Below are 14,833 nucleotides of genomic sequence, written 5' to 3'. Positions count from 1 at the left end.
CCGCCGGGGGCGAAAGCTCAAGGGCCGGGGGCCGAGGTGTGAGGGTGAGGAGCCAGATGGGCGCGGAGTTCGGCCGCAATCGCGGCGCAGGGACAGGCTCGAAACCCGGCGCGGAACAGGCCGCCGGGCAGGGCGCGGACCCGGGCCGGGCCCCGGCCGCGCAGGGCGGCCGGATCGCCCAGTGGCTGCGCCGCCGCTCGGGCGGCAGGGCCGCTCCCGACACCTCGGCGGACCGGCTCGGCCTGCTGCGCGCCGCCGCCGGAGCCGGACTGCCGCTCGCCCCCGCCGCGTACCCCGTGGGCTACCGGTGTTCGTGCGAGCGCGTCGGCTGTCCGACGCCCGCCAGGCACCCGGTGTCCTTCGCCTGGCAGACCCAGTCGACCACCGACCGGGCCCAGGTCGAGCGCTGGGCCGACACCCAGCCGCAGGCCAACTTCATCACCGCGACCGGCATGGTCCACGACGTCCTCGACGTGCCCCTGGCGGCCGGCGCCGGCGCGCTGGAGCGCTTGCTGGAGGCCGGCATCGAGGTCGGCCCGGTCGCCGTCTTCGGCGAGGGCGGCAGCGAGGCCGACGCCAGGATGCTGTTCTTCACGGCGACCCGGGGCACCCCCGAGGACGAGGACGAGTGGTGGCCGTGCGAGCTGGACTGCCACCCCGAGACCATGGACGAGCACCCTGGCCTGCGCTGGCACTGCCGGGGCAGCTACGTCCTGGTCCCCCCTGCGCGGCTGCCCGGTGACCTGGACGTGCACTGGGTACGGGGCCTGGAACACGGGCTGCCGGACCCGCTGACCCTGCTGGAGACCCTCACCGACGCCTGCGCCCGCTACACCGCCGCCGCGGACGAGGCAGGCGCGGACACAGACCCGCACGCGGTGGCCTGGCCCATCGGCCGCTGAACCTCTCGCGCCGCCCGCCTCTAGGACCCGGTGGCGGCGACCAGTCCCTGCACCCGGGAGCGCAGCTCCACCGTCGTGTCCGCCGCGCCCTTTCCCGGCACCAGCGCCACCTCGCTCGACACGCGTTCCTTGATCAGCGTGGACTTCGGGGCGCCGGTCATGAGCACCCGTACGTCCGCGTTCAGGTCCAGCAGCGGCACGCCCCTGGCCGCGGTCTGCTTCTCGAAGTGGCGGGAGGCGAAGAAGACGAAACCGCCGCCGTCCTCGGTGGCCAGTGCGAGCGGCGCGTACGCACCCGTGTCCAGCGCCTGGTCGAGGTACTGCATGGACCGTCCGACGCGCTGCGAGGCCCGCTTGCGCGAGTCCAGCCACCCGGTGGTGTCACGGCCGGGGGCGAAACCGGCCGCAGGACGGCTGCCGACGGCGGAACCGCTCTGGAGGTACGCCGCGTAGGAGCGGCTCAGCTCATCGGCCGGCACCGCCAGGGCCGCGCCGTCCGCGGGCCGCGCCCACCCCTCGCCGTCCACCGCGAACTCGGGGACGTCCCCCGCCCGCAGGGTCAACAGGTGTGATGCCTCCCAGAGTTGGTCGGCGCCGCCCCGGACGAACACCAGCAGCCAGCGGGTGTCGGCGCGGCCGTCCCCGCCCTCGGTGTCGCGGTTGCTGTCGGTGTCGGCGACGAACCAGCGTGGCCAGCCCGCCTTCTTCGGGATCAGGAAGCGGGCGTCGGTGAGGGCGAGCGGCCGGTGGTTGCTGTTGCCGCCGGGGCTCTGACTGTGGCGGGCCTTGAGCCCCGCCTGGTTGATGGCGCTCAGCGCGCCGGTGGTCCGGCCTGCGACGAGAGCCGGGTCGTACGCCTTGTCCGCCTTGTTGTAGGCGTCCGTGAAGTCCTTGACCGCCTGCGCGGCCTCGGACCTGGTCGCCGCCGGGACGAGGGCCAGCTCGCCGTGCACCGTCACGCATCCGCTCGCCGTCAGCGCCAGGACCGTCGCCGCTCCCAGCGTCGCCAGCCGTCGCCTCGCCCTTCGCGTGCGCGTCCCCATGAGCTGCCCTTGCCGTCCCCGTCGTACCAGCCGCCACCGACGTCCGGAACCCTACCGGGGCCGGGAACGGCGCGGGCACGGGGACCTGGCACCGGGGCCGCACCGTGACCCGCGGCGCGGCCCGGCGCGGTTCGGGCCCGTCGACCGGGTCACCTCCTGGGGAGCACCAGGGGATCCCCCGTGCGCGGGTGGGGCAGCACCTCGACCGGCTGCCGGTAGACCCGGGTGAGCAGTTCCTCGTCGAACACCTCGGCCGGCGGGCCGCAGAGCGGTATGCGCCCGTCGTGCAGCACCGCCACCCGGTCCGCGTACGCACCCGCGAGGCCGAGGTCGTGCAGGACGACGACCACCGCGTCCCCCGCGGCGGCCCGCTCCCGGCAGATCCCCAGCACCAGTTCCTGGTGGCGCAGGTCCAGGGCGGCGGTCGGCTCGTCGAGCAGGAGGACAGGGGCGCGTTGCGCGAGCACCCGGGCCAGCGCGACCCGGGCCCGCTCGCCGCCGGACAGCGCGGAGAAGGAGCGGGGCCCGAACCCGGAGACCTCGGTGGCAGCCATGGCCTCCGCGACCGCGAGGTCGTCCTCGTCCTCCCGCGGGGTGCCGGCCCAGGGTGCGCGCCCCATCCGTACGACGTCCTCCACGGGGAACGGGAAGGACAGCGCCGCCGCCTGGGGAAGCACCGACCGGCGCAGCGCCAGCTCCGGCGCGCTCCAGTCGCCGACGGGGCGGCCGTCGATGCGTACCGTCCCGCCGGTGGCGGGCAGATCGGCGGCGAAGGCGGCCAACAGGGTGGATTTTCCTGCTCCGTTGGGGCCGACCAGGGCGAGCACCTCACCCGCGTGTGCCGTCAGGTCGATGCCGCAGAGCACCTCGTGCCGTCCGAGCCGCACGTGCAGGCCGCGCGCCTCCACGGCGGCGGCGCCGGGAGTGAGCGGGGACGGCAGCGCGCGGGAACGGCCGGAGGAGAGAAGCGACTTCAGGGCGTTCATGCCCAACCACCCTGCTTGCGTCGGGTCCTGCGAAGGAGCCAGAAGAAGAACGGGCTGCCGAAGAGCGCGGTCAGCACGCCCAGGGGGAGCTCGGCGGGGCTCGCGACCGTACGGGCCGCGAGGTCGCCGGCGAGCAGGACGAGCGCCCCGCCCAGAGCGCTGCCGGGGACCAGGAAGCGGTGTCCGGGACCGTTGGCCATCCGCAGCAGGTGCGGAACGAGCAGGCCGACGAAGGTGATGATGCCCGCCACCGCCACGGCCGCCGCCGTGAGCAGGGCCACCACCAGCACCAGGGCCATGCGCAGCTTCTCGACGTCCACCCCGAGGTGCCTGGCGGGCCGCTCCCCGAGGGCGAGCAGGTCCAGCTTCCTCGCGTGCAGGGGCGCGACGAGCAGCCCGAGCAGGGCGCACGGCAGGACGGCGAGGACCTTCGGCCAGGTGGCCTGGGCGAGCGAACCCAGCTGCCAGAAGGTGATCTGGGTGATCTGCGCGTTGTCCGCGAAGAAGATGAACAGACCGATCAGGGCCCCCGCGAAGGCGTTCACCGCGATGCCGGTGAGGATCAGGGTGACCACTTCGGTCCTGCCGCCCGAGCGGGACAGCACGTAGACGAGCAGCACGGTGACCAGGCCGGCGACGAACGCGCAGAAGGTGACCGTCCAGTTCCCGAAGAAGCTCAGGCCCAGCGCGATCGAGGCGACCGCGCCGACCGCGGCGCCGGACGAGATGCCGATGACGCCCGGCTCCGCGAGCGGGTTGCCGAACACGCCCTGCATCAGGGCTCCCGCGCACCCCAGTGAGGAGCCGACCAGGAGGGCGAGGACGACGCGCGGCAGCCGGATGTTCCACAGCACGCTCTCCCCGACCCGGTCCAGCGGGGCGCCGCCGAGCCCGACGCGGTGCTGCACGGAGGCGAGCACGTCGCCGGGGGAGATGTGGTAGGTGCCGAGCCCCGCCGAGACGAGGGCCAGGACCACGAGTGCGAGGGAGAGACCCGCGGTGAGGGTGAAGGTGGCGCCGCGGCGTCTCCTGGCGGCGGACTGCGGCAACTCGTGCTCGGCGGAGGGGGGTTGCCGCTCCACGGTCGGCGTGTCCGAATCGGTCCGGGTGGTGGCGGTCACCGGGTCACCCTTCCTTGCCGTAGAGCTGCTCGACCAGGCTCCTGAGGACCTGGTCCGTGCGCGGGCCGTAGTTCAGCAGCACACCGTCGTCGACGGAGACGACGCGGCGGTCCGCGCCGGCCGGGGTCTCGGCGACGCCGGGGACCTTGAGGAGGCCCTCCACGCCGTTGACGGACGCGAGGCCCTTGCTCATCACCAGGATCGCGTCGGGCGCGGCCTTCACCAGTGCCTCGCTGGTGATCGCGGTGAAGTCCTTCTCCAGTCCGGAGTCCTTGCCCGCGTCCACCGCCCCCGCGGCCTCCAGCAGCGAACCCGCCCCCGAGTCGCGCCCGCCGAGCAGGTACACGGACGCGGAGCCCCGCAGGTACAGGAACGTCACGCGTGGCTTCTTGCCGTCCTCGGGCCGCGGGATGTCCCGTTGGACGGCGGCGATGCGCTCCTGGGTGCGTTGCTTCAACTCCTCGCCCGAGGACCGCACCCCCAGGGCGGCGGCGACCGCGTCGATGCGCCTGGCGACGTCGGCGAGTTCCTTGGCCGGCTTGACGACGACCAACGGAATCCCCGCGTCGCGGATCTGGGCGACGGCCTCGGCGGGTCCCGTGGTGGTGTCGGCGAGGACGACCGTCGGCCGCAGGGACAGGACGCTCTCCGCCGACACGTCGTGCGCGCGTGTCACCACCGGCAGGGCCCTGGCCTGCTCGAACGTGGCGGTGATGTCGCGGGCCACCACGTTCTTACCCAGGCCGAGGGTGAAGACGATCTCGTTCAGGCTCCCCGTCAGCGGCACGATCCGGTCGGTGGAGGTGACCTTGACCCGCGTGCCGTCCGCGGAGGGGACGGTGGCCGGGAGCTGGGGCCTGGGCGCGGTGGTCAGGGGTTCCACGCGGTCGGCGGGCTGCCGCGCGGCGGCCGGGGGCTTCGCGGCGGGGGAGTCCTGTCCCGTACCGGCGCCGCAGCCGGTCGCGGTGACGGCGAGGGCGAGCACGGATATCAGTGCACCTGCCAGACGTGAGGGGCGCGGGGACGCGGCTGGCGTTCGCACGGATGCACCTCCTGTTCTGCTGCTGTCTCGTCGCCGGCTCGTACGGGCTGCCCGCGGCCGGCCGAAGTGGCCGGTGTTGCGGGGGAGTTTCGGCTGCCCGGCCGTCTGTCGGGGCCCGGAGGGTTCCGGACCAGGTCGGACATAGCTTAGGTTAGCCTTACCTTGCTCGCCAGACCTCGGAGGGACCCTGATGTTGTCGTCCAGATCGGCCCGCGCGTTCGCCGTCGCGCTCATCGCGGCCGTGCTGGGAGCACTGCTTCCGGCCACTGTCGCCGTCGCGGACGCGCGCACCGTCCAGGGCGGCAGGCTCGACTGGGGGATCAAGTCCTCCTTCCAGAGTTACGTCACCGGGCCCATAGCCCACGGCAACTTCGCGCTCCGGGGCGGCGCAGCGACGGTCGGCGGCAGCCAGTTCCGTTTCCACTCCGCATCCGGTTCCTACGATCCGGACAGCGGGGAGTTCCGGTCCGGATTCTCGGGCGCGGTCCGCTTCACCGGCCACGGGAAGCCGGACGGTACGAACGAACTGGACCTCACCATCGGCCGCCCCACCGTCCGGATCTCCGGCGGCAGCGGCACCCTCTTCGCGGACGTCACCAGCAAGGCCAGGAGTACCGGCAAGGTGACCAGCTCCCCGCAGATTCCGCTGGCGTCGCTGGCCGTCGGCGGCATCAACATGAAGGGCGGCGGCAGCCCGGTCGCGCTCAACAACGTTCCCGCGACGCTCACTTCACAGGGGGCGCGCGCGTTCGCCGGCTACTACACGGCAGGCACCGCGCTCGACCCGGTGAGCCTGTCGGTGGACGTGGCGGCGGGCGCGAAGGCACCCGCGAGGTCCCCGGAGGCGAAGCGGCCCGACGCGAAGGCCCCGGAGCAGAAGGACCGGGACACGGCGGCCGTCCCGGGCACGCTCAAGGACGCGGCGGTCGACTGGGGCGTCCGGCGCACCTTCCGCGAGTACGTCACCGGTCCCATCTCCAAGGGCAGGTGGGAGCTGGCGGGAGGCGCGCTGGACGGCGGCGCGCTGTTCCGCTTCCCGCAGGGCAAGGGTGCGTACGACGCAGGGAAGCAGAGCCTCGACGCGGCGTTCGCCGGCAGCGTCCGCTTCCACGGCGCCCACCTCGACCTGACGCTCTCGAAGGTCGCGGTGAAGGTCGCCGACGGCAAGGGGACCCTGATCGCCGACGTCGCCGGCAAGGACCCGCGGACGAAGCAGGCCACGCGCACGCCCGCAGTGCCGCTCGTGAGCTTCGCGGCGAGGACGCTGACCGCCAAGGACGGCCTGGTGGACCTGACGGAGGCACCGGCGACGCTCACCGAGCAGGGCGCGAAGGCCTTCGGCTCGATGTACAAGGCGGGCACGGACATGGACCCGGTCTCGCTCGCGGTCACCGTCGACGACAGCGCGAAACTGCCGCCCCTGCCGGACCTGGGCAGCGACACCAAGACCCCCACGACAACCGCCCCGAAGTCCTCGGCGGCGCCGAAGCCGGCGGACACCGCCGCTGCCACAGCCCCCGCCTCCTCGTCCACGTCCTCCTCCACCGGAACGTACGTCGCCGTCGGCGCGGTCGTCCTGGTGCTCGTCGCCGGGGCCGTGTTCTTCGCGGTCCGCAGGCGGAGCGGTGGGGCGGCGGGTGGAGGCGACGCGGGGAGCTGACTCCTCTCCGACGCCACCGCCTGGCCGGCATGTGCACATGCACCTGTGCCTGCACCTGTGCCTGCGCCTGTGCCTGCGCCTGTACCTGCTCCTGTGCCTGCGCCCCTGTTCGGTAGCCCCTCCATCCCCACCCACGTATCCCCCCTCCCCCTCTCTCCCCTTCTCCTCAGGAGTTCTCGGAACATGGCAGTCAACCGCCGCCCCATAGCCCTTGCCGCAGCCGTGGCCACGGTCGCCGCCGTCGGCGCCACCGCCCTCACCCTGCCGGCAGCCGCCGCCGACGCTGCCGCTCCCGCCGCGGCGGGAGCCCCGACCGTGGGGGGCACCCTGGAGTGGGGTGTCTTCGCCGGTTTCCGCAAGTACGTGGCGGGCCCCGTCGCACAGGGCAAGATCACGACTGCGGGCGGCGCCAAGCAGGCCGCGGGCAACGGTGCGTTCACGTTCGTCAACGGCAAGACCGCCTACGACGTCACGACGCACGCCAGTACCACCGCGCTGGAGGGCTCGGTCAACTTCAGCGGCCACCAGGGCAAGCTGGACCTGACCCTCTCGGACATCAAGGTCACCACGACCCGTACCGGCGGCACCGTCACCGCCGACGTGAAGTCGATGACCGACAAGGGCGGCAAGGGCGAGTACGTCGTCACGAACGACGTGGCGCTCGTGAACCTCGACCTGACCGGTGTCAAGCCCGCCGCGGGCAAGGACGCGATGGTCTTCAAGGACATCCCGGCCAAGGTCACCGCCGCGGGCAGCGTCGCGTTCAACAACTTCTACCCGGCGGGCTCGGCGTTCGACCCGATGACGCTCACCGTCCCGGTCGGCGGTACGAAGCCGCCGGTGACGGACCCGGGCGCGACGAAGCCGCCGGTCACGAATCCGGGTGAGACGAAGCCGCCCGTCACGAATCCGGGCGAGACGAAGCCGCCCGTCACGAACCCGGGTGAGACGAAGCCGCCGATCACCCGGCCCGAAGAGAGCAAGCCGCCGACGACCGGCCCCACCGGGTCGAAGCCGCCGGTGGCTCCGCCGGCCGAGGCCGAGCAGGGGGCGATCGTCGGCGGCAACCTGGACTGGGGCGTCCTCGGCCGCTTCCGCAACTACGTCACGGGCCCCATCGCGCACGGCAAGGTCGAACTCTCCGGCGGCGCGGTGAAGTCCGGCGACGGCTTCCGCTTCCCGAAGGGCACGGGCTCCTTCGACGCCGAGAAGCAGAACCTCTCCGCGGCCTTCAGCGGCAAGGTCCGGTTCCTGGGCCACGAGGAGGGCGGCGTGTACACCCTCGACCTCAACTTCTCCGCGCTCAAGGTCGAGGTGAAGGGCGGAAAGGGAACGCTGGTCGCGGACGTGTCGACGAAGGACCGCGCGACGAAGAAGGTCCTCACGTACAAGGCGCTGACCGTCGCGGACCTGAAGCCGGCTGGTGAACTGTCGGTCGTGGACGGCGTGGTGAAGCTCGCGGGCGTGCCGGTGAAGCTGACGGCGGGCGGCTCGAAGGCGTTCGGCGGCATGTACGAGGCGGGCCAGGAGATGGACGCGCTGACGGTCGCGGTCTCGGTGGACAAGGACGCGCAGCTGCCGGGCGCGGGCACGGGAGGCACCGGCACCTCGGGCTCGGCCGGCACCGCGGGCTCCGCCGGGACAGCGGGGGGTGACACGACCGGCGGTACGGGCACCACGACGGGTGGTGGCTCGGTCGGCGGGTCCGTGGGCGGGACCGCGGCGTCGGCCGGCGGCAACCTCGCCGCGACGGGATCCTCCACGCCGTCGGGAGCGCTGCTCGGTGCGGCGGGGGCGCTGGCGGTGGCGGGCGGAGCGGTCGTCTTCGCGGCGCGAAAGCGCAAGCGGGGCTGAGAGAGCCGGGGGCGCGCAGTCACGGGCGCGGGGAACTGCACGACCGGCCGAGACTCACCTGCAGGTCCCCGTGCACCCGCAGGGCGGCCGGCCGGCACCCACCGCCCTGCGGCATGCCACGGTGCACCCGCACCGTGGCAGACCACGACGCCCCCGTGCCGTAACGGGCCACGAGGCCCCCGCCTTGTGGCCGGATGTCACGCGCGCGCACCGTGGCGGGCCTCGGCGCACCTGTGCGGCGGCCGGTCGTTACGCGCGCACCGCGGCAGGCCTCGGCACACCCGTCCGGCGGCCGGCCACCACGGGCCCGCGCCGCACTCGGCCGTTACGCGCGCACCGCGGTCGGCCCCGGCGCACCCGCCCGTGGCCGACCGTCACGCACGCGCACCGTGGCGGGGCTCGGCGCACCTGCACGGCGGGCCGGCCGCCGCGCTCCCGTCCGGCGGCCGGCCACGACGGGCCCGCGTCGCACTCGGCCGTCGCGCGCGCACCGTGGCCGGCCTCGGCGCACCTGTGCGGCGGCCGGCCGTTACGCGTGCGCACCGCGGTCGGCCCCGGCGCACCTGTGCGGCGGCCGGCCGCTACGCGCGCGCACTGCGGTCGGCCTCGGCGCACCTCGGCGGGCCGGCCGCCCCGCACCGTGCGGCGGCCGGCCACGACGGGCTCGCGTCGCACTCGGCCGTCGCGCACGCGCACCGTGGTCGGCCTCGGCGCACCGGTACGGCAGCCGGTCGTTACGCACGCGCATCGTGGTCCGCCACGACGCACCCGCCCGTCGCCAACCGTTACGCACGCGCACCGTGGTCCGCCACGACGCACCCGTCCCGCGGCCGGCCTCGGTGCACCGGCCCCGCGGCCGCTCACCACGCTCCCGTGGCCGCTCACCACGTTCCCGTGGCCGGTCACCACGCCCCCGCGGCCGCTCACCACGCCCCCGTACGTCATCACCGACACGCACGGCTGCCCGCGCCGTCCCCCACCCCTGGCCGCGCGCACGCGTAAGGGCCTGCATCCCCCGGGATGCGGGCCCTTACTGACGCGCCCTCAACCGCCGAGCGCCAAGCGGTCACGCGCTGAGCGGGAACTCCCCGCCCAGTTCGCGGAAGACCGCCCCGTTGAAGTCGAACGCCCGCTTGCACTCGTCGATGATGCGCTTCTTCTCCAGCTCGTCCGCCGGGACCGCGTCGAGCAGTTCCCGGTAGTGCCGCTTGAAAGCGGCCGGGTTGGTGACGCCGTCGAAGACGTAGAAGCGGACGCCGTCGCCCTTGCGGTCGAAGCCCCAGGTCTTCTCGGCCTTGTCGCGGATGATCTGACCGCCCGACAGGTCGCCCAGGTAGCGGGTGTAGTGGTGGGCGACGTACCCGCCGGGCCAGGTCCGCGCGCACTCGGTGACGCGTGCCGCGTAGGCCGCCGTGGCGGGGAGGGCGACCAGGCCCTCGCGCCAGCCCGCGCCGCGCAGGTGCGTCAGGTCGCGTTCCAGCTCGCCTGCCCGCATCAGCTCGTCCTGGATGAACGGGCCCGCGACCGGGTCGTCGCGCAGCGAACCGGCGGCGTCCTCAAGGGCCTTGTAGACGAACCACAGCTGCTCGGTGTAGCGCGTGTACGCGTCCACGCCGAGCTTGCCGCCAAGGAGGTCGCTCATGAACGTCGAGGTCTCCGCCTCCGTGTGCTGCTCGTGCGAGGCGACACGGATCTGGGTGGAGAAGGGGGTGTCCAAAGCGGACCTCCGAGGACAGACGGGACGGGACGGGGAGAGCGGTGATGGCAGCAACGGCTCCCGCCACCACCGATCCTCCCTGCTTAGGGTTACCTAAGTCAACTGGTTCCCGACGACCTGTCGGTAAAAACGTCCGCCCGCCGTGCCCCTGGTCACGGCAGCGTCAGGATGTCCGCCCCGGTCTCCGTCACCACTAGCGTGTGCTCGAACTGGGCAGTGCGCCTGCGGTCCTTGGTGACGACCGTCCAGCCGTCCTCCCACATGTCGTACTCGTACGTCCCCAGCGTCAGCATCGGCTCGATGGTGAACGTCATGCCGGGCTGCATCACGGTCGTGGCGTGCGGGCTGTCGTAGTGCGGCACGATCAGCCCGGAGTGGAACGCCGTCGAGATGCCGTGACCGGTGAAGTCCCGTACGACGCCGTAGCCGAAGCGCTTGGCGTACGACTCGATGACCCGGCCGATGACGTTGATCTGGCGGCCCGGCCTGACCGCCTTGATCGCGCGGTTGAGCGACTCGCGGGTGCGCTCGACGAGCAGCTTCGACTCCTCGTCGACGTCGCCGCAGAAGTAGGTGGCGTTGTTGTCGCCGTGCACACCGTTGATGAACGCGGTGACGTCGAGGTTCACGATGTCGCCGTCCTTGAGGACGGTCGAGTCGGGGATGCCGTGGCAGATGACCTCGTTGACCGAGCTGCACAGCGATTTCGGATAGCCCCGGTAGCCGAGGGTCGAGGGGTACGCCCCGTGGTCCACCATGAACTCGTGCGCGACCCGGTCGAGCTCGTCGGTGGTCACGCCGGGCGCGATGTGCTTGGCGGCCTCCTCCATCGCCTGCGCGGCGATGCGGCCCGCGACGCGCATCCGCTCGATGGTGTCGGCGTCCTGGACCTCGGGCCCTGTGTACGGCGCGGGCGCGGGTTTCCCGACGTACTCGGGGCGCCGGATGTTGCCGGGGACGGAACGGATGGGAGAGAGCTCCCCTGGTACGAGCAGCGACTGGCCAGACATGCCGACGAGTGTAGTCAGCGCTACGGGGGCACTATGGCGGCAGAAACAACCGCGCACCGCGTGCGGCCGAGGCGAGGAGTTCGGGCGATGGCCCTGTTCAAGCGACGTACCACCGGCAAGCCCGGTGAATGGTTCTACTGCCTGGAGCACAAGACGGTCGAGGAGGGCCCGCAGTGCCCCTCGAAGGACCGCTTCGGGCCGTACGCCACCCAGCAGGAGGCGCAGCACGCCATGGACACGGCACGCGAGCGCAACCTGGAGTGGGAGAACGACCCGAAGTGGCACGACAAGGGATCGCAGGAGGGCGGCCAGGGGGGCGCGGGCGCCCCGCAGGCCTGATCGGGACGGGCGGGCTGCCCTGTGGCCGCGGCCCGGACGGCAGGCCCGCTGTCCGGGGCCCCGGGTGGGCAGGCCTGTCGTTACGGGGGCTCGGGCAACGAGCCCCCGGCCGCCCAGGCCCTGGGTGGGCGACGCCCGACGTCCTCACCACCTCTCCGGTGGCGCCCGACGTCCTCACCACCTCTCCGGTGGCGCCCGACGTCCTCACCGCCTCTCCGGTGGCGCCCGACGTCCTCACCGCCTCTCCGGTGGCGCCCGACGTCCTCACCACCTCTCCGGTGGCGGCGCCGTCAGCCGGTCGGCCAGTCGGGACAGGCGGTCCCGGAAGTTCCGCCCGCCGCGGGCTCCAGGCACCGTGTTCTCGCCGGCCGCCGCGCTCACCAGGTGCTGGACGGTGTCCAGGTCCACCGCACCGGCCTTCGGGACCGTCAGCAACTCGTGGGCCAGTCCTTCCAGTTCGGACCCCTCGTCGGAGAGGGCGAGTACCGTCGCCCCCGTTCTCCGTACCCCCTGCACCCGCTCAAGGAGTCCCGCTTCCACCGTGCCCGGGGCCACCACCAGCAGGGTCTCGCCGCGCCGGGCCGCCTCCAGCCTGCCCAGATCCACCGCGAGGTGCTCCGGGGCAGGTCTGCGCACCTCGTGCCGGACGAGGGTGGGGGCCAGGGCGGGCAGCCCCGACCACGCCGCCTCGTCCACCAGGTGGGCGGCCAGGTGCCACGGCTCGTACCGCTGGGTGCCGACCAGCAGCAGGCCGCCGCCGTACGGTTCCACCGAGCCGCGCAGCACCCCGGCGAACCGCCGCGTCGCGCCCAGCCACTGCGTACCGGCCAGGACCTCCCGCAGCAGTGCGACCCTCACGGCATCCATGGCGGCCAGCCTGCCCCGCGGGCCCCTCGGTGTTCGGGGAGTTCCGGTCGTACTCACCCGGACGAGGGCGCTACCGCCAAGTAGGGTCGGCTCATGACTTCCACCACAGACTCCACCTCCGGGCCCGCGGCCGAGAAGAAGCCGGTCAAGGACCCGTGGGACCTTCCCGATGTGTCCGGTCTCGTCGTCGGCGTCCTCGGCGGCACCGGTGACCAGGGCCGCGGCCTCGCGTACCGGCTGGCCAGGGCCGGCCAGAAGGTGATCGTCGGCTCACGCGCCGCCGAGCGGGCGCAGGCCGCCGCCGAGGAGCTCGGTCTCGGCGTCGAGGGCGCGGACAACGCGGAGTGCGCGCGCCGCAGCGACGTCGTCATCGTGGCGGTGCCGTGGGACGGCCACGCCAAGACCCTCGAAACGCTGCGCGAGGAGCTCGCGGGCAAGCTCGTGGTCGACTGCGTGAACCCGCTCGGCTTCGACAAGAAGGGCGCGTACGCGCTGAAGCCGGCCGAGGGCAGCGCCGCCGAACAGGCCGCGGCCCTCCTCCCGGACTCGCGTGTCACGGCGGCCTTCCACCACCTCTCGGCGGTGCTGCTCCAGGACCCGGCGGTCGAGGAGATCGACACCGACGTGATGGTGCTGGGCGAGGCACGCGCGGACACCGACCTCGTCCAGGCGCTGGCCGCCCGCATCCCGGGCATGCGCGGCGTCTTCGCGGGCCGGCTGCGCAACGCCCACCAGGTGGAGTCCCTCGTCGCCAACCTGATCTCGGTGAACCGCCGCTACAAGGCGCACGCGGGACTGCGGGTGACCGACGTGTAGGGCGTGACGCCGACGTGCATGCAGGGCGGGTGACCGACGTGTAGTGCGTGAGCGGCCGACGTACGGGCGCGGGGTGGCGTGCGACGCGTGTTCGCGCCGCGGGGCGAACCGACGTATGAGGCGATACGGGCATGGGGGACACTGGACGGGCAGTGTCCCCTCGCCGCTCGGACAGGAGCCGTCCCCCATGCCCCGCCTTGCCCTGTACTCCCTGGTCGTCTGCGTCCTGTCGGTCGCCGCGGCAGTGGTCTCCTTCGTCGAGGGCAGCCTGCTCGGGATCGTCTGGATCCTGCTGGCAGGCGTCTCGTCGAACATGACCTGGTACTACGTGCGCAAGGCCAAGGTGGACAAGGAAGCGGCCGCGGCCTCGGCGTCCGTCTAGGGGGCGCCTCGGCTCCGCCTGGTACGCGGCCTCGGCGTCCGCCTAGGGAGCGGCGCAGATCGGGTTCTCGCCCCGCCAGAACTGGAACAGCTCGCGCCCGCAGTACGCCTCCGCCTCGTTCACACCGAGTCCGTCGGTGATCGCGTAGATCACGTCGAAGAAGACCCGGTTGACCTCCGGCACCCACAGCAGCGCGAAGACGAACAGCAGGCCGAACGGCGCGAACGGCTCGATCTGCCGCCGGAAGCCGTGCGAGAGCCACGGCTCGATCACCCCGTACCCGTCGAGCCCCGGTACCGGCAGGAAGTTCAGCAGCGCCGCCGAGACCTGCAGCAGGGCCAGGAAGGCCAGGGCGAAGCGGAAGGTCGCCGGGACGCCGTCCAGTGCGTCCAGCCAGAACGGCGCCGTGCAGACGACGGCGAACAGTACGTTGGTGAGGGGCCCGGCGGCGGAGATCAGGCTGTGCTTCCAGCGGCCCTGGATACGGCCGCGCTCGATGAAGACGGCGCCGCCGGGGAGGCCGATGCCGCCCATGATCACGAAGAGGACCGGCAGGACGATGCTGAGCAGGGCGTGCGTGTACTTCAGCGGGTTGAGTGTCAGGTAGCCCTTCGCGCCGACGCTGATGTCGCCGCTGTGCAGGGCGGTACGGGCGTGCGCGTACTCGTGCAGGCACAGCGAGACGATCCAGGCGGCCGTGACGAAGAGGAACACGGAGGCGTCGAGGCGCGCGGTGACACCGGCCCGCGCGGCGAAGTCCGTCCAGACGGCCCAGCCCGCGACCGCCATGACGGCGACGATGCCGAGGAACACCGGGCTGATGCGGCGGTCCCTGCGGCTGATGGCGGTGGTCATGGGTGCGGCCTCCTGGGCGGGTGACGGGGCGGGACGGGGGCGCGACGGGGGCTGTCGGTGGCGGCACTGACCGTACCGGTGCGGGGGATGAACGTGCGGGACGGGTCGGGGGGTTCCCCGGGGGCCCTGGACGGCGGGGCCCGCCTAGGTCGTTTCTGATGGCTCTTGGTGGGCTGGGTGGATCTTTCGGTCGGGTGGGAAGTGGCTTCGTATGGTGCGACGACATGAACTCACCGACG

General features: G+C 73.0%; 14 protein-coding genes. 6 read left to right on the top strand and 8 right to left on the bottom strand.

Features of this window, described 5'->3' with window-relative positions:
* Positions 1–56: 56 nt before the first annotated feature.
* A complete protein-coding gene (locus ACIQM4_RS15670; RefSeq protein WP_401592318.1) occupies positions 57–902 on the top strand; it encodes a bifunctional DNA primase/polymerase in 846 nt (281 codons plus the stop codon).
* Positions 903–922: 20 nt separating this feature from the next.
* Here the strand turns inward: ACIQM4_RS15670 and ACIQM4_RS15665 are convergent, their stop codons facing one another.
* The 4 genes from ACIQM4_RS15665 to ACIQM4_RS15650 all read right to left on the bottom strand — a co-directional run bounded on the left by ACIQM4_RS15665 (position 923) and on the right by ACIQM4_RS15650 (position 5,094).
* Positions 923–1,945, bottom strand: a complete 1,023-nt coding sequence (locus ACIQM4_RS15665; RefSeq protein WP_401591487.1) for a hypothetical protein — start codon at positions 1,943–1,945, stop codon at positions 923–925.
* 149 nt (positions 1,946–2,094) lie between these two features.
* Positions 2,095–2,931, bottom strand: coding sequence for a heme ABC transporter ATP-binding protein (locus ACIQM4_RS15660; protein WP_401591485.1), 837 nt, complete (start codon positions 2,929–2,931; stop codon positions 2,095–2,097).
* The gene (locus ACIQM4_RS15655) at positions 2,928–3,980 is read right to left on the bottom strand and encodes a FecCD family ABC transporter permease (protein ID WP_401592317.1); all 1,053 of its coding nucleotides are present in this window, start codon (positions 3,978–3,980) and stop codon (positions 2,928–2,930) included. The genes ACIQM4_RS15660 and ACIQM4_RS15655 overlap by 4 nt, the downstream gene beginning before the upstream one ends.
* Before the next feature lie 76 nt (positions 3,981–4,056).
* On the bottom strand, positions 4,057–5,094 hold the full coding sequence (locus tag ACIQM4_RS15650; protein ID WP_401591483.1) for a hemin ABC transporter substrate-binding protein: 1,038 nt from the start codon (positions 5,092–5,094) through the stop codon (positions 4,057–4,059).
* A gap of 190 nt (positions 5,095–5,284) precedes the next feature.
* Between ACIQM4_RS15650 and ACIQM4_RS15645 the strand changes: the two genes are divergently transcribed.
* Positions 5,285–6,754 carry an HtaA domain-containing protein gene (locus ACIQM4_RS15645; protein ID WP_401591481.1) on the top strand — a complete coding sequence of 490 codons (1,470 nt, stop codon included), beginning with the start codon at positions 5,285–5,287 and terminating at the stop codon, positions 6,752–6,754.
* A gap of 183 nt (positions 6,755–6,937) precedes the next feature.
* Positions 6,938–8,608 (top strand): HtaA domain-containing protein, encoded by a 1,671-nt coding sequence (locus ACIQM4_RS15640; protein ID WP_401591479.1) that lies wholly within the window; start codon positions 6,938–6,940, stop codon positions 8,606–8,608.
* Between the two features lie 1,066 nt (positions 8,609–9,674).
* On the opposite strand, the gene ACIQM4_RS15635 is transcribed toward ACIQM4_RS15640, so the two are convergent.
* Together ACIQM4_RS15635 and map are read right to left on the bottom strand one after the other, a co-directional pair.
* Positions 9,675–10,325, bottom strand: coding sequence for a heme oxygenase (biliverdin-producing) (locus ACIQM4_RS15635; protein ID WP_401591477.1), 651 nt, complete (start codon positions 10,323–10,325; stop codon positions 9,675–9,677).
* A 152-nt stretch (positions 10,326–10,477) separates the two neighbouring features.
* On the bottom strand, positions 10,478–11,335 hold the full coding sequence (gene map / locus ACIQM4_RS15630; protein WP_401591475.1) for a type I methionyl aminopeptidase: 858 nt from the start codon (positions 11,333–11,335) through the stop codon (positions 10,478–10,480).
* Positions 11,336–11,422: 87 nt separating this feature from the next.
* Between map and ACIQM4_RS15625 the strand changes: the two genes are divergently transcribed.
* Positions 11,423–11,674, top strand: a complete 252-nt coding sequence (locus ACIQM4_RS15625; RefSeq protein WP_401591473.1) for a hypothetical protein — start codon at positions 11,423–11,425, stop codon at positions 11,672–11,674.
* A 264-nt stretch (positions 11,675–11,938) separates the two neighbouring features.
* Here the strand turns inward: ACIQM4_RS15625 and ACIQM4_RS15620 are convergent, their stop codons facing one another.
* Positions 11,939–12,541 (bottom strand): hypothetical protein, encoded by a 603-nt coding sequence (locus ACIQM4_RS15620; RefSeq protein ID WP_401591471.1) that lies wholly within the window; start codon positions 12,539–12,541, stop codon positions 11,939–11,941.
* 93 nt (positions 12,542–12,634) lie between these two features.
* Here ACIQM4_RS15620 and npdG point away from each other — a divergent pair, with 93 nt between their 5' ends.
* Both npdG and ACIQM4_RS15610 read left to right on the top strand, forming a co-directional pair.
* Positions 12,635–13,357, top strand: coding sequence for an NADPH-dependent F420 reductase (gene npdG / locus ACIQM4_RS15615; protein WP_401591469.1), 723 nt, complete (start codon positions 12,635–12,637; stop codon positions 13,355–13,357).
* A 187-nt stretch (positions 13,358–13,544) separates the two neighbouring features.
* Positions 13,545–13,739 (top strand): hypothetical protein, encoded by a 195-nt coding sequence (locus ACIQM4_RS15610; protein WP_401591467.1) that lies wholly within the window; start codon positions 13,545–13,547, stop codon positions 13,737–13,739.
* A gap of 42 nt (positions 13,740–13,781) precedes the next feature.
* Here ACIQM4_RS15610 and ACIQM4_RS15605 read toward each other — a convergent pair whose 3' ends face one another.
* Positions 13,782–14,594, bottom strand: a complete 813-nt coding sequence (locus ACIQM4_RS15605) for a site-2 protease family protein (protein WP_401591465.1) — start codon at positions 14,592–14,594, stop codon at positions 13,782–13,784.
* Positions 14,595–14,833 lie beyond the last annotated feature (239 nt).

This window comes from Streptomyces sp. NPDC091272 (assembly GCF_044757485.1).
In the GTDB taxonomy this organism is placed as follows: Bacteria; Actinomycetota; Actinomycetes; order Streptomycetales; family Streptomycetaceae; genus Streptomyces.
This window is presented reverse-complemented; position numbering and strand designations above follow the sequence as displayed.